Annotated in this window: 12 protein-coding genes and 2 tRNA genes; 9 read left to right on the plus strand and 5 right to left on the minus strand. The window is 69.7% G+C overall.

The features are described from left to right. From K9U40_RS03665 to K9U40_RS03680, 4 genes are all read left to right on the plus strand, one after another. Positions 1-815: ABC transporter permease (locus tag K9U40_RS03665; protein ID WP_349239405.1), on the plus strand; the 815-nt coding region annotated here is incomplete at its 5' end. Positions 816-987: 172 nt separating this feature from the next. Further along, positions 988-2007, plus strand: coding sequence for a polysaccharide deacetylase family protein (locus tag K9U40_RS03670; protein WP_282888862.1), 1020 nt, complete (start codon positions 988-990; stop codon positions 2005-2007). A gap of 209 nt (positions 2008-2216) precedes the next feature. Next, positions 2217-3161, plus strand: a complete 945-nt coding sequence (gene ltnD, locus K9U40_RS03675) for an L-threonate dehydrogenase (RefSeq protein WP_282888863.1) — start codon at positions 2217-2219, stop codon at positions 3159-3161. A gap of 137 nt (positions 3162-3298) precedes the next feature. After that, positions 3299-3574, plus strand: coding sequence for a cysteine rich repeat-containing protein (locus K9U40_RS03680; protein WP_282888864.1), 276 nt, complete (start codon positions 3299-3301; stop codon positions 3572-3574). 23 nt (positions 3575-3597) lie between these two features. Here the strand turns inward: K9U40_RS03680 and putA are convergent, their stop codons facing one another. Continuing rightward, positions 3598-7263, minus strand: coding sequence for a bifunctional proline dehydrogenase/L-glutamate gamma-semialdehyde dehydrogenase PutA (putA, locus tag K9U40_RS03685; RefSeq protein WP_282888865.1), 3666 nt, complete (start codon positions 7261-7263; stop codon positions 3598-3600). A gap of 171 nt (positions 7264-7434) precedes the next feature. Here putA and K9U40_RS03690 point away from each other — a divergent pair, with 171 nt between their 5' ends. After that, positions 7435-7905, plus strand: coding sequence for an Lrp/AsnC family transcriptional regulator (locus K9U40_RS03690; protein WP_282888866.1), 471 nt, complete (start codon positions 7435-7437; stop codon positions 7903-7905). A 104-nt stretch (positions 7906-8009) separates the two neighbouring features. Further along, on the plus strand, positions 8010-8807 hold the full coding sequence (locus K9U40_RS03695; protein WP_282888867.1) for a DUF2189 domain-containing protein: 798 nt from the start codon (positions 8010-8012) through the stop codon (positions 8805-8807). A 233-nt stretch (positions 8808-9040) separates the two neighbouring features. Here K9U40_RS03695 and K9U40_RS24675 read toward each other — a convergent pair whose 3' ends face one another. Further along, a complete protein-coding gene (locus tag K9U40_RS24675; RefSeq protein WP_349239406.1) occupies positions 9041-10366 on the minus strand; it encodes an NUDIX hydrolase in 1326 nt (441 codons plus the stop codon). 285 nt (positions 10367-10651) lie between these two features. Next, complete coding sequence (locus K9U40_RS03705) at positions 10652-11407, minus strand: SIMPL domain-containing protein (protein WP_282888868.1); 756 nt, start codon at positions 11405-11407, stop codon at positions 10652-10654. A 225-nt stretch (positions 11408-11632) separates the two neighbouring features. On the opposite strand from K9U40_RS03705, the gene K9U40_RS03710 reads away from it, so the two are divergent. Beyond that, a tRNA-Ile gene (locus tag K9U40_RS03710) sits at positions 11633-11708 on the plus strand. A gap of 263 nt (positions 11709-11971) precedes the next feature. After that, on the plus strand, positions 11972-12286 hold the full coding sequence (locus K9U40_RS03715) for a hypothetical protein (protein ID WP_282888869.1): 315 nt from the start codon (positions 11972-11974) through the stop codon (positions 12284-12286). Positions 12287-12297: 11 nt separating this feature from the next. On the opposite strand, the gene K9U40_RS03720 is transcribed toward K9U40_RS03715, so the two are convergent. Together K9U40_RS03720 and K9U40_RS03725 are read right to left on the minus strand one after the other, a co-directional pair. Further along, positions 12298-12543 carry a helix-turn-helix domain-containing protein gene (locus tag K9U40_RS03720; RefSeq protein WP_282888870.1) on the minus strand — a complete coding sequence of 82 codons (246 nt, stop codon included), beginning with the start codon at positions 12541-12543 and terminating at the stop codon, positions 12298-12300. Positions 12544-12837: 294 nt separating this feature from the next. Further along, the gene (locus tag K9U40_RS03725; protein ID WP_282888871.1) at positions 12838-13305 is read right to left on the minus strand and encodes a hypothetical protein; all 468 of its coding nucleotides are present in this window, start codon (positions 13303-13305) and stop codon (positions 12838-12840) included. 152 nt (positions 13306-13457) lie between these two features. Here K9U40_RS03725 and K9U40_RS03730 point away from each other — a divergent pair. Next, a tRNA-Arg gene (locus K9U40_RS03730) sits at positions 13458-13534 on the plus strand. Positions 13535-13566 lie beyond the last annotated feature (32 nt).

A 13566-nucleotide genomic window follows, 5' to 3' on the forward strand; every position in this document is an offset into this window, starting at 1 on the left:
GCGCCGAGGCCCCCGCCCGCCTGTCGCCGCAGGCGGCCTTCGCCCGGCTGTGGAGCTTCACCGTGGTGCGCCGCACCGTGGTGCTGGCGGCGCTGGCCGCCTTGTGGCAGGTGGCGGCGGCGTGGCAGAACAACCCGCTGCTGTTCCCCACCTTCACCGATACGATCTCGGCCCTCGTCACGGCGCTCACCGAGGAAGACCTTCTCCCCGCCGCCCTCGCCTCCCTCGCGGTGCTCACCAAGGGCTATGTGCTGGCGGTGGCGCTGGCCCTCGTGCTGGTCTCGGCGGCCATCGCGGTGCCCTTCCTGAAAGAGGTGCTGCTGACGCTGACCGCCATGTTCAATCCCCTGCCCGCCATCGCGCTTTTGCCCCTGGCCATGCTGTGGCTCGGCCTCGGGGAGGCCAGCCTGCTGCTGGTGATGGTGCATGCGGTGCTCTGGCCGTTCGCCCTCGCGGCGCTCACCGGCTTCGAGCAGGTGCCCGAGACCCAGCGCCTCGTCGGCCGCAATTACGGGCTGAAAGGCCTCTCCTACGTGGGGCTGATCCTCATTCCGGCCGCCCTGCCCTCGCTGCTCTCAGGGCTCAAGATCGCCTGGGCCTTCGCCTGGCGCACCCTGATCGCGGCGGAGCTGGTGTTCGGCGTCTCCTCCCGCGCCGGCGGGCTCGGCTGGTTCGTCTACCGCAACCGCAACGAGCTTCTGACCGACCGCGTCTTCGCCGGCCTCGTCACGGTGATCCTCATCGGCCTTGCGGTGGAGGTGCTGTTCCGCGCGGTGGAGCAACGCACGGTGCGCCGCTGGGGCCTCCAGCGCTGAGGGGCGGACCTGCGGAGCAAATTACCATTGCCGGTATTCCGCCCCGTCGCCGGCGCGAAGAAAGTGCCCTCCCGGCAGAAAAGGAGGCCGGCGACGACCACGCTTCACGATTTATCCACAAAAACGCGTGAGGCTGTGACCCAGATGGAATTACAGCTGGGAAGCCGCCACCGTGAAGCCGCTCCTGATCGTTTCTGGTATTCTGGTCGCGAGCGCCGTCGGCGCCGGCGTGGCGATCTCCCCCATGCTCACGTCCGCCAAGGCCGTGAGGGACGATGGACCTGCCACCACGCAGTCCATCTCCCAAAACCCCCAGGGCGCGCAGGCCAAGGGGGCGCAGGGCAACGCCGCGCACGCTGAAGCCGTGGCGCCGGCGCCCGCGCCGGCTCCCCCGCCGGTGGTGACCCCGCGCAAGAACTACACCTACAAGTCGTTCAACGTGGATGGCAATTACATCGCCATGACGTTCGACGACGGCCCCAACCCGGAGACCACACCCCAGCTGCTCGCCATCCTGAAGGAACGCGGCATCAAGGCCACCTTCTTCGTGCTCGGCAACATGGTGGCCAAGCATCCCGAAGTGCTGAAGATGATCGCCGACGAGGGCCACGAGATCGGCAGCCATTCCTGGAGCCACCCGCAGCTCACGCGCATCAGCCAGGCGGCGGTGGAGAAGGAGCTGGGCAATACGTCCGAGGCCATCTTCCAGGTCACCGGCAAGCGGCCCATGTATCTGCGCCCGCCCTACGGCTCCATGAAACCGTCGCTGCGGACCATGATCGAGGAAAAGTACGGCCTCACCACCGTCAACTGGGCCGTGGACCCCAACGACTGGAAATTCCGCGACAGCCAGAAGGTGCATGACGCCATCATGGCCCAGGTGACGCCGGGCGCCATCGTGCTCGCCCACGACATCTATCCCACCACCGTGGCGGCCATGCCGCGCGTGCTCGATGAGCTGATCGCCAAGGGCTACAAGTTCGGCACCATTTCCGACCTCATCGCCATGGACAAGACGCCCAAGGTGCAGTTACTGGCAGCCCTGCCGAACACCGGCAAGCCGCAGCAGGCCCAGCAGAAGCCCCAGAAGCCCAAGCCGGCCACCGCGTCTGCCAAGCCGGACGGTGCCAAACCGGCGTCGAAGCCGGCGGCCGGCGCCGCCCAGCCGCCGCGCGCCGGTGGCGTCTACTGACGCAGCCGCGTTCCCTGTCGAACCCGAGAGCCCGTTCCCCGGAACGGGCTCTTTTCATTTGTGCATGTGGCGCAATACCGGCCATTTGCGCGCGTGGCCAGCATCGGCCGTGCTCAAACGATTTGAAGGTTCCCGCCGCCGCTCCTACAAAGGCCAAAAGCACGATGCTCCGGCGGTCGGCGCCGGCATCGCGAACCGGGAGCACGCCCATGACCAGCACCGCTGAAACGACCAGCACCGCTGAAACGCCCAAGACCACCACCAGGCGCGCCGGCGTCATCGGGCTCGGTTCCATGGGCCTCGGCATGGCACAATCCCTGCTGCGGGCGGGGATCGACGTCGCCGGCTGCGACGTGGGCGAGGAGGCCGTGGCCCGCTTCGTCGCGCAGGGCGGGCGCGGCGCCGCATCCCCGGCCGAAGCGGCCGAGGGCGCCGACATGGTGGTGAGCGTGGTGGTGAACGCCGCGCAGACCGAGGCCGTCCTGTTCGGCCCCGACGGTGTGGCCCAGGCCCTTCCGGACGGCGCCGTCTTCATCTCCTGCGCCACCATGGACCCGGACGCCGCCCGCGCCCTCGCCGCGCGGCTCGAGGCCACAGGGCGGCATTATCTCGACGCCCCCATCTCCGGCGGCGCGCAGCGGGCGGCGGAAGGCGCGCTCACCATTCTCGCCTCCGGCAGCCCGGCCGCCTTCGCCAGGGCCCACCCGGCCCTCGACGCCATGGCGGCCAAGCTCTACACGCTGGGGGACGCGCCGGGGGCTGGCGCGGCCTTCAAGATGATCAACCAGCTGCTCGCCGGGGTGCACATCGCCGCCGCCTGCGAGGCCATGGCCTTCGCCGCGCGGCAGGGGCTCGACCTGAAGAAGGTGTACGAGGTGATCACTGCATCCGCCGGCAACAGCTGGATGTTCGAGAACCGCATGCCCCACGTGCTCGCCGGCGACTATACCCCGAAGAGCGCGGTGGATATCTTCGTGAAGGACCTCGGCATCGTCCAGGACATGGCCCGCAGCGCGAAATTCCCGGTGCCGGTCTCCGCCGCCGCGCTCCAGATGTTCCTCGCCGCCTCCGCATCGGGCATGGGGCGGGACGACGACGCCTCCGTGGCGCGGCTCTATGCGCAGATCACCGGAACGAAGCTGCCGGGCGTCTGAGGCCGGCCCTCCGACCTGTTACATTTCGTAACCCGTTGTCACGCATACGGCATGCCCCCGTAACCTGCGCCCGCCAGGGTCGCGCCAGCCAGCGGCCGCCCGATGCGAAGGGCGGCCGGAAGATGAGGAGAACCATCATGTCCCGTGCCCCTCTTGCGTCCGTCCTCGCCATGCCGCTGCTCGCCTTCGGCCTCGCGCTGGGGCTCGCCCCCGAGGCCCGGGCACAGAACATCTCGCCCGAGCAGGCCAAGGCCCTGCGCACCGCCTGCGAGGCCGACGTGAAGAAGCTGTGCGCGGGCGTGCAGCCCGGCGGCGGGCGTCTCGTCCAGTGTCTCAAGGAGCACAAGGACGAGGTGACGCCGCCCTGCCAGGCGAGCCTCGGCGCCCTCGCGGCCAGCCTGCGCAAGCAATAGGACGCGTCCGGGCGGTGGCGCCCTCAGGCCACGGCCAGGAGGCTCGCATTGCCGCCCGCCGCCGCCGTGTTCACGCTGAGCGAAACTTCTTCCAGCAGCAGGTGCGGCGGAAAGGCGAATGGCGAGGCCGCGACCTCCTCCGGTGCCGCCGCATGGAGCGGCACGATCGGCCCCGGCAGCGCGGCAAGGCGCTGCGCCACGGCCATGAGCCGCGCGCCCTCCCCTTCCGCCAGCGCCGCCGCGAAGGGCGCGCCCCCGCCTTCCGTGCGGATGCGCGCCGCCACCGATGGCGGCAGGCCCGCGAGATGGTTCAGGAGCCCTGCCCCGGCCTCCACCACCGCCCGGTTGCCGGTGGCCAGCGCCGTGCCGATCTGGCGCATCAGCCCGGTCTGCGTCACCGGAAGCAGCAGCAGGGTGCCGCGCGGCCGCAGCCGCCAGGTGTTGCGCTCGCCCACCGGGCCCGGCAGTTCGCGCGCGAGGCCGAGGGGAACGGCGTCCGCCAGCGCCCGCACCGCCGCTGCGTCGTCCGCGCGCCCGCCCGCCTCCAGCCAGTCGGCGAAGGCCAGCGCCGTCCTGTCCGCCGTGCCCGCGCCCAGCGCGAAGGCCGGCCCCCGGACCAGCCGGCCGAGATAAAGCGGCCCGCCCGCCTTCGGCCCGGTGCCGGACAGGCCGTGGCCGCCGAAGGGCTGCACCCCCACCACCGCGCCGATCATGTTGCGGTTCACATAAAGGTTGCCGGCCCCCGCCTTGCCCGTCACCTCAGCGATGGTCTCGTCCAGCCGCGTGTGCAGGCCGAAGGTGAGGCCGTAGCCGGTGGCGTCGATGTCGGCGAGGAGGCGGCCGAGATCCGCCCGCCGCCAGCGCAGCACATGCAGCACCGGGCCGAACACCTCGCGGGTGAGATCGGCCATGGATGAAATCTCGATCAGCGTCGGCGCCACGAACGTGCCGTGGGCCGCCTCCGCCGGCAGAGGCATGCGATGGACGCGGCAGCCCCGCGCCGCCATGGCGGCCACATGCGCCTCGATGCCGGCCTGCGCCTCTTGGGTGATGACCGGGCCCACATCCACGCACAGGCGATCCGTGCGGCCGATCTCCAGCTCCGCCATGGCTCCCTTGAGCATGGCGAGCATGGCGTCGGCCACCTCCTCCTGAAGGCACAGGACGCGCAGGGCGGAGCAGCGCTGGCCGGCGCTGTCGAAAGCGGAGGCCAGCACATCCGCCACCACCTGCTCGGGCAAAGCGGACGAATCCACGATCATGGCGTTCTGCCCGCCGGTCTCGGCGATGAGCGGCACCGGCCGTCCCGTGGGCGACAGGCGGCGGGAGAGCACTTCGGCAATCCGGCGCGCCACCTCCGTGGAGCCGGTGAACATGACGCCCGCCACTTCCGGCGCCGCCACCAGCGCCGCGCCGACCGATCCATCGCCGGGCAGCAGGTGGAGCACGTCCTGCGGGATGCCGGCGGCGTGGAGGAGGCGCACCGCCTCGGCGGCGATGAGGGGCGTCTCCTCCGCGGGCTTGGCGAGCACGGGATTGCCCGCCGCCAGCGCCGCCGCCACCTGCCCGGTGAAGATGGCGAGGGGGAAGTTCCACGGGCTGATGCAGGCCACCGGACCGAGGGGGCGATGATCCCGGGAGAGGCGCGCCTCGGCCTCGTCCGCATAATAGCGCAGGAAGTCCACCGCCTCGCGCACCTCGGCCACCGCATTGGCGGCGGACTTGCCCGCCTCGCGCATGATGAGGCCGAGAAGGTGGGGCATCTGCGCCTCCAGCATGTCGGCGGCCACGCGCAGCGGGGCGGCCCGCTCCGCCGGCGCCCGCGCCGCCCAGCCGGGAGCCGCGCCGGCGGCAATCGCCACCGCCCGCGCCACATCATCCGCGCCGGCCTCGCGCACCTCCCCCACCCGGTCGCGATGGTCGCCCGGATTGAGGATCGCCCGCGCCGGCCCGCCGCCGCCCGCCGGGGCCGCGCGCCACGGCGTCGCGCAACCGGCGGCGAGGGCCTGGCCCAGGGCGGCCAGCACGGCGTCGCTCGACAGGTCGAGGCCCCGTGAATTGGCCCGCTTCCCGTAAAGGTCGCGCGGGGCGGCGATGGCCGGGCTGGGCGCGCCCGGATCCGGCATGGCGGCCACCGTCTCGGCCGGATCGGCGATCAGATCGGCCAGGGGCACATTGTCATCGGCGAGGCGGTGGACGAAGGAGGAGTTGGCGCCATTCTCCAGCAGCCGCCGCACCAGATAGGCGAGCAGCGTCTCGTGGGTGCCCACCGGCGCATAGATGCGGCACGGCCGGCCGAGCGGCCCCACCACCTCCTCGTACAGCGACTCCCCCATGCCGTGGAGGCACTGGAACTCGTAGTCGCCCGCGCGGAAATCCGGCCCCGCCAGCTCGTAAATGGCGGCCAGCGTCTGGGCATTGTGGGTGGCGAACTGGGGGAAGACCGCATCGCGCGCGGCGAGCAGCCTGCGGGCGCCGGCCATGTAGCACAAATCGGTGTGCACCTTGCGGGTGAAGACGGGAAAATCCGCCATCCCGTCCACCTGCGCGCGCTTGATCTCGCCATCCCAATAGGCGCCCTTCACCAGGCGCACCATGATGCGCCGGCCAGTGCGCCGGCCAAGGTCGATAAGGACATCGAGGACCGCCGGGCAGCGCTTGCCATAGGCCTGCACCACGAAGCCGATGCCGTTCCACCCCGCAAGGCCGGGATGGGCGCAAAGCGCCTCCAGGAGGTCGAGGGAGAGTTCGAGGCGGTCCTGCTCCTCCGCATCAATGGTGAGGCCGATGTCGTGACGCCGCGCCTGCAGTGCCAGCGCTTCGAGCCGCGGCAGCAGTTCCGCCATCACCCGCCCGGCCTTGGCACGGGCATAGCGCGGATGCAGCGCGGAGAGCTTCACCGAGATGCCCGGCCCCGCCTGGATGCCCCGCCCAGCCGAGGCATTGCCGATGGCCGCGATGGCCCCGCGATAGGCCTCGAAATAGCGCTCCGCGTCGGCCGCCGTCATGGCCGCCTCGCCCAGCATGTCGAAGGAATAGGAGAAGCCCTGCGCCTCGCGCTTGCCAGCGCGGTGAAGCGCCTCCTCGATGGTTCGGCCCATGACGAACTCGGCGCCCATCAGGCCGATGGCCATATCCACCGCGCGCCGGATCAGGGGTTCGCCGCAGCGCGCCACGAGGCGGGTGAGCGCGGTGGACAACCGCCCGTCATCGGCGGTGGCGGCGAGCCTGCCGGTGAGGACAAGGCCCCAGGTGGCCGCGTTCACGAACAGGGAGCGCCCGCCGCCCAGATGCGCCTGCCAGTCGCCATGACCGATCTTGTCGCGGATGAGGGCGTCGCGGGTGGCGCTGTCGGGAATGCGCAGCAGCGCCTCGGCAAGACACATGAGGGCGACGCCCTCCTGGCTGGAGAGGGCATATTCGCGCACCAGCGCCGCCACCACCGACCCGCGCGGCTTCGCCCGCAGCCGGGTGACGAGATCCCCCGCCCGCGCGGCGATGCGCCCGCGCATCTCGCCGGGAATGCGGGCGGCGGGCAGGAGATCGGCGATGGCCTCCCGCTCGGGACGGCGATGGGCGGCGGCGAGGGCCTCGCGCAGGGCCGGGCGCGGGCCGGCCGGCGGCGCGAAGGCGGCAAAGGGGACGGCGGCTTCGGGTACGGCTGAAGGGGCGTCAACGGCGCTGATCATGGCGCGGCTCATGGCGAATATTCCCTCGTCTGCCGGCCCGCGGACCGTCGCGGGCGGGACCGGTTCGGCGATGTGCAACATCCTAGCCCAGGATATTGAGGCAATTCGCCTTTTCATGACCCCAGATACCATTCATACTATCTCCAATTTGCTGTAAATGAGACCAGTTTGATGGAAAATGACGCCTCAGACAGCCATATTGGTGCCTTCGATGCCCGCATCATCGCCGCGCTGGTGGAGGACGGGCGCATGTCCGTCACCGACCTCGCGGCGCGGGTGGGCCTGTCGCGCAGCCCGTGCCAGGCGCGGCTCAAGCGGCTGATGGACGAGGGCTATATCCGGGGCTTCCGTGCGGTGCTCGATCCGGTGAAGCTCCGGCTTGAGCACATCGCCTTTACCGAGGTGAAGCTCTCCGAGACCACCGAGAAGGCGCTCGGAGCCTTCAACGCGGCGGTGCTCAGGATCAAGGAGGTGGAAGCCTGCCACATGATCGCGGGGCCGTTCGACTATCTGCTCAAGGTGCGAACCCGCGACATCCGCCGCTATCGCGAGGTGCTGGGGGAGAAGATCTCCGCCCTGCCCCACGTGGCGAGCACCTCCACCTACGTGGTGATGGAGCCGGTGAAGGACGACGGGGCATGAGCCGACCCGGCCCCGCCCTTCGTTTCCCTTTACAACCGGCCGAAGCGACCTCACTCTCTCAGCAAAACATAAGAGGCCCAACGTGGCCGTCAGGGAGTTGAGACATGGCCACCATTCTTGATCGGCCGGCGCAAGCCGGGCCGGCGGCGCCTGTCGTGCGCGCCATTACCTTTGCCGACGTGAAGGATGCCCTCCTCGCCGGGGTGCAGGATTTCAATCGCGCGCCCGTCATCGGCGCCCTTTTGGGGGCGATCTATGCCTTCGGCGGCATCCTCATCGTGTCCTGCGTGTTCGCGCTGGATCTTGGCTATCTGGCCTACCCGCTGTTCGCGGGCTCGGTGCTGATCGGCCCGTTCGTGGCCGCCGGGCTCTACGACGTGAGCCGGGAGCTTGAGGCCGGGCGGCAGCCCACCCTGAAAGGGGTGTTCTCCACGGTCTTCGCCCAGCGCCAGAGGGAACTGGGATGGATGGCCTTCGTCACCATCTTCGCCTTCATCATCTGGATGTACCAGGTGCGCCTGCTGCTGGCGCTGTTCCTCGGCTTCGCCTCGTTCGGGACCTTCAGCGAGTTCCTGCACGTGGTGTTCACCACCTCGGACGGCCTGAGCTTCCTGGCGGTGGGCCATGTGGTGGGCGCGGCGCTGGCGCTGGGCCTGTTCTCCATCACCGTGGTGTCGTTCCCGCTGCTGATGGATCGCGACCTCGACGTGGTCACGGCCATGATCACCAGCGTGCAGGCGGTGCTGGCGAGCCCTGGCCCCATGATCTTCTGGGGCCTTATCGTGGTCGCCCTGCTCGCGGCCGGCGCGGTGCCGGTCTTCCTCGGCCTCATCGTGGTGCTGCCGGTGCTGGGCCATGCCACATGGCATCTCTACCGCAAGGCGGTGGCGCCCGTCGCCTGACGGTCCGGTCGCGGCATTCCGATTCCGGGTGTCGCGACGAAGCCGGCCTGCAGGAGCTTCATCCGGCAGGGGCGTTCCGCGCCTGCGGGCGCGGAACCCGAACGCCGCCCGATGTGCCTCCACCCGCGCCGCGTGTCCGCCTCGGGGGATGGCCGGGACAAGCCCGGCCATGACGAGCCGGGTAGAGCGCCCACCTGCCGAAAGGCTTCCCGGCGGGATTTTCTAACAGGCTCTCAGGAGCCGGGCTTTTCCGGCCCCGCAGGCGTCTTCGCATCGCGCTTGCCCGTGGCCGGCGCCTTGAAGCCTTTTGCAGGCATCTTCGCCGGCGTCACCTTCCGTGCGGCCGGCGCCTTCTTGGCTGCCGGAACCTTCTTCGCCGATGTCGCCTTCTTGGCGGGTGCCGCCTTCCTTTCCGGCAGCCGCACCGCCGCTTTCGCTGCGGGCTTGGTGACGGATTTGGCACCGGCCTCCGCTTTCCTGACCACGGCCGCCTTGCGGATCGGCCGGGGCCGCGGCAGGGCCTTGAAAGGCTCGGCGGCCGGCGGCAGCGTCTGTGGCGGCTCTCGGGATGTGTCGCCCTGGGACGACGTGTCGGGAGGCGTCAGATCCTGACCGGACCCGACGGCCTTGCCGCCCTTGCCCTTCATCGCCGTCTTCGCGCCGGGCGCATTGGCGGCATCCGCATCTGCCGCGACGCAATGCGCTTCCGCCCCAGTCGCCTCCGCCACCTTGCGCCCCTTCGGAGCCTTCCCGGTCTTGGCCTTCTCTGGCTTGGCCTTCCCGGGTTTGGCCTTCTCTAACTTGGCCTTCTCGATCTCGGCCTTTTCCGGCTTGGCCTTTGTGGCCTTCCCCTTGTCGGACTTCGCCTTCCCGCCAGTGTCCGGTGCAGCCGCCGGCTCCGCGGCGGCCACGCCGGACCGGGCGACGGCATCCGGTACAGGCGCGGCGGCCTTCGGCCTGGCCTTCACGGGCTTCTGCCTGGCGGGCCTCGCCTTCGCCGACGGGTCCTGTTGCGACGTGTCTTGTGGCGCCGGGGCTTGCGCGGGAGGCGCCTCGACCTGCCCGGCGGCGGGCGGTGCGCGCTCCGGCTGTTCCTTCGACGCAGCCTTTTCCCGCCCCTTCTGCTCGGCCTCCAGCTGTTTGGCCGCCCACCTGCGGGCCATGATCTCGCCGAAGCTCCGGATCAGCTCGGAAAGATCCTCTTCCTGGACCGCGGCGGCGGCGCTGTCGATGGAGAACCAGAAGCCGTAGCGCTGGAAGCGCTCGGGCCACTTTTCCAGCAGCCGCTTCACCTTGAGCGGAAACACCAGCACGTCGCACAGCACCGAGCGCGTGCCGAGCCGCTTCTCGTAGGTGTACAGGCCCAGCGGCTCGCGGGACACGACCCCCACCAGCCCGGCCTCTTCATAGGCTTCGCGCGCCGCGGTCTTGGGCGGGGACAGGCCCTTCATGGGCCAGCCCTTGGGGATCACCCAGCGGCGGGTCTCGCGGGAGGTGATGAGGCGGATCTGCACCTCGCCGTCGCGCCGCACGCGATACGGCAGGGCAGCATACTGCACCCGCCGGCCGGATGGCCCGCCGGTTGCGACCGGAAGCGCTGGCCATCCCCAGGGAGGCGACATGAGCGGTCCTGCGGCAAACCCGAAGGCTGATCAAGAAAACCCGACGAAACACGCAACCAGCTGCGCCGAACGCGCGCCCGAATCGGTCACCCTTTCTGATCTATCACAGCGCCGGAAGCGGGCAAGCGCCCGCCCTGCAAAGCCGGGCCGGTGCTGCGGCACCGGGTCTCGACCGGAGGCGACCGGAAGCGTCCGGGGGCCTCGGCCCTCTCGCCTGCACGCCTACATGGGCTCGATCTCGTAGACCATCAGGGTGCGGGCGCGCACCTCGATCTCGCCCGCCTCCACCGGCACCGACATGCGGGCCGCATCGGCCTTCATCATCATGGGCACCGGCGGCAGCGGGCCGCCGCCCTGCGTCTCGGGCTGGATCGACACGATGCGGGTCAGCCGCACGCCGGCGGCGGCGGCAAGCGCCTTCGCCTGGTCCATGGCGTCCTTGACCGCCGCGCTCCGCGCCTCGCGGTCGAGCTGGCCCGGCTCGGCGAGGGCGAAGGACAGGCCCGACGCCTGGTTGGCGCCCGACTGCACCACCTTGTCCAGCAGCGCCCCCAGCCTGGCGAGGTCGCGCACGGTGACGCGCACGGAATTGCGCACCTCGAAGCCGATCAGCTTGGGCGCCTCGCGCGAGCCCTGCTGGGGAAAGGAATATTGCGGCTGGATGGAGAAGTTCGCGGTGGCGATGTCCCGCGGCTCGATGCCGGCGGCCTTGAGGGCCGCGATCACCTCCGTCACCGCCTTGGAATTGGCGGCGAGGGCGTCATCGGCGGTCTTGGCGCTGGTCATGGTGCCGGTGGTGAGGACCGCCATGTCCGGCGGCGCGGACAGGCGCGCCTCGCCCACCACGGTCAGTGTCGCGGCCGCCGCGGCGGGCCCGCCCGCGAGCAGCAGGGTGGCCACCGCCGCCGCCACGGCGTGGGCGACCACGCGGCGCGGAGCGCGGATGACGGACGCCGGACCGGACCGAGCGAGGAGCATGTGCGTTTCCTTCGGGCTGTTGCATGGCGCGGCCCGCCTGGGCCTTCGGGCGGGAGACGACGCTGCGAACGCGGCGCCATTGCGGCGGCGCGCGGCGTGCCTTGCCGCCATCCACGCGTTTTGCGCCCGTCCACGCCCGGCGCGCGCGCTCCCCTGTTGTTCGCCGACGACGGGATTGCTAGACGAGGAGCCGCAACCCGGCGGCGGCCTCCGCCTCGGCCCCGGGGGCCTGTAGCTCAATGGTTAGAGCTGACCGCTCATAACGGTCTGGTTGCAGGTTCGAGTCCTGCCGGGCCCACCATTTCCAGCGCCGCCGAGGTTCGCTCCGGGTCGCCGAGGCCCGGAAAGATCGTACGATATCAGGTAGTTGGAGCCAGAAAGCCGTCATCCGCGTTCGCTTGAGCTCGTTGGCATCCGGGAAATTTGTTGGCATTTGTGTTGGTATCGAAAACACGGCATTGGCCAGATACCAACACATGCCCCTATCCGACATCGCCGTCCGCAACGCCAAGGGCCGGGACAAGGCGTTCAAGCTCTATCGTCACGCAGGCGTTCTGCTCAGCCTTGCCGGTCAGCTACCAGCGGAGCGTGCCCACGGCGCTCTGGTCAACTTTCGCCCGGCTGGTGCTGGAGGCTGCCTACGAGGCGACGCTGCTGGCCGCGATGGAGAACCTCGGGCGCGGCGGATCGGCGAGGGTGTACCTGACCCGGCTCGGGGGCGGCGCCTTCGGCAACGACGACCGATGGATCAACGACGCCATCCTGCGCGCGCTGGAGCTGGCGAGGAACTGGCCGCTGGACGTGCGCATCGTCGTGCGGGACATGGGTGCGGCCGAGAGCCTGCGGTCCGGGTTGCGGGAGCGGGGACTGGCTTCATAGCGGCGCCGGCGTTACTCGGCCGGAACCGCGCGCACCTCTTCGAGCACGCCCAAGGGATCGAAGCTGATGGCATCGGCCAGGGCCAGGAACTCGATCACGTCGATGCGTCGCTCGTTGCGCTCGATGTCGGCGATGTAGGATTGGGGCCGGCCGAGCTTCTCTGCCACCGCCGCCTGGGACAGGCCGGCCGCCTTGCGGGCCTCGGTCACCAATTGGCGCAGACGGGCATAGCGGGGCTGGCGGAGGTCACGCGGCACATCGGGCTTCCGATTGAGACAGCGGCCGACCAACTAATCGGATTTTCAGATAATCGAGATTTCAGATAAAGTGCCGCATTGCGCGCCTGGCGCCTCGTCTCCAAGTTGCAGTGCCGCAGCGTAAAAAGCATGCGGGAAGGAGCGCCGAACTCATCCCATGGGCACCAACGGCAGTCATGCGACATCGGAGGACGGGCGCTTCAGCAAGGTCATCGCGGCCATGAAGCTGGCGCGGGATCTCGCCGGAACCTCCATCGGCTGGAGGGGCCACGTGGGGAGGGATCATGACCGCCATCATGCATCCTCCCGTTTCATGGAAAAGCGAACAGCCCGGTCCCTCCAGCCAGCGTCGATCCAGTGGAGACGGTTGGCGAACGATGCCGGACACGGCCGGAGCTCCTCGTCGATCGCGGCAACCTCGTCGATCCAGGCCCTGCCAAACCCGAGGTCCACGCTCAACTCGACATTGGATGCTTCGTGGACGGCAGCCCCACAATGCCTCGCCACGAGGCCCGTGAGCCGGTTGCCAGCGGAGATGTGCAGCGCACGCAGCTCACGGATCGCGTTCCAGCATTCTGCCCAGTCCCGATCGCCGTAGGATCTCGTCGGGTAGGCCCGGGTGATGGCGTGGATGTCGTCCTCCGTCCTGGGACCTATCAGGTTCTTGCCGAACATCCAGGACCGGAGCGTCTGAATGTTCCGGTGAAGGCCAACCTGCGCCAGCTTGCGGCTGAGCCATTGTCGCGTGGCGGAGTTTTCCACACGGTCGTCGGCTCGTTGCGCTTTTCTCGCTTGCGCGGTCTTGCATGGGCCAAAGAAAGGGAGTAGCTGACGGGTCCTCGCGGCGCTCCTACGCCGCGACGCCCCGGAAGGGCTTCCCTTCCAGACCGGTTCCCACCGGTTTCGGGCAAGAGGCGCCGGTAGCTCAGCTGGATAGAGCACCAGACTACGAATCTGGGGGTCGGGAGTTCGAATCTTCCCCGGCGCGCCATCAAATCAAAGACAATAAAATCGTTTTTGGCT

The sequence above is a fragment of the Xanthobacter autotrophicus genome (assembly GCF_030015065.1).
Taxonomy (GTDB): Bacteria; Pseudomonadota; Alphaproteobacteria; order Rhizobiales; family Xanthobacteraceae; genus Xanthobacter; species Xanthobacter autotrophicus_D.

Coding starts and splice junctions, on each gene's coding strand:
- K9U40_RS03705 (WP_282888868.1), bottom strand. CDS start 11,407: ATGCTCCTCGCTCGGTCCGGTCCGGCGTCCGTCATCCGCGCTCCGCGC.
- putA (WP_282888865.1), bottom strand. CDS start 7,263: ATGATCAGCGCCGTTGACGCCCCTTCAGCCGTACCCGAAGCCGCCGTC.
- K9U40_RS03695 (WP_282888867.1), top strand. CDS start 8,010: ATGGCCACCATTCTTGATCGGCCGGCGCAAGCCGGGCCGGCGGCGCCT.
- K9U40_RS03680 (WP_282888864.1), top strand. CDS start 3,299: ATGTCCCGTGCCCCTCTTGCGTCCGTCCTCGCCATGCCGCTGCTCGCC.
- K9U40_RS03690 (WP_282888866.1), top strand. CDS start 7,435: ATGGAAAATGACGCCTCAGACAGCCATATTGGTGCCTTCGATGCCCGC.
- ltnD (WP_282888863.1), top strand. CDS start 2,217: ATGACCAGCACCGCTGAAACGACCAGCACCGCTGAAACGCCCAAGACC.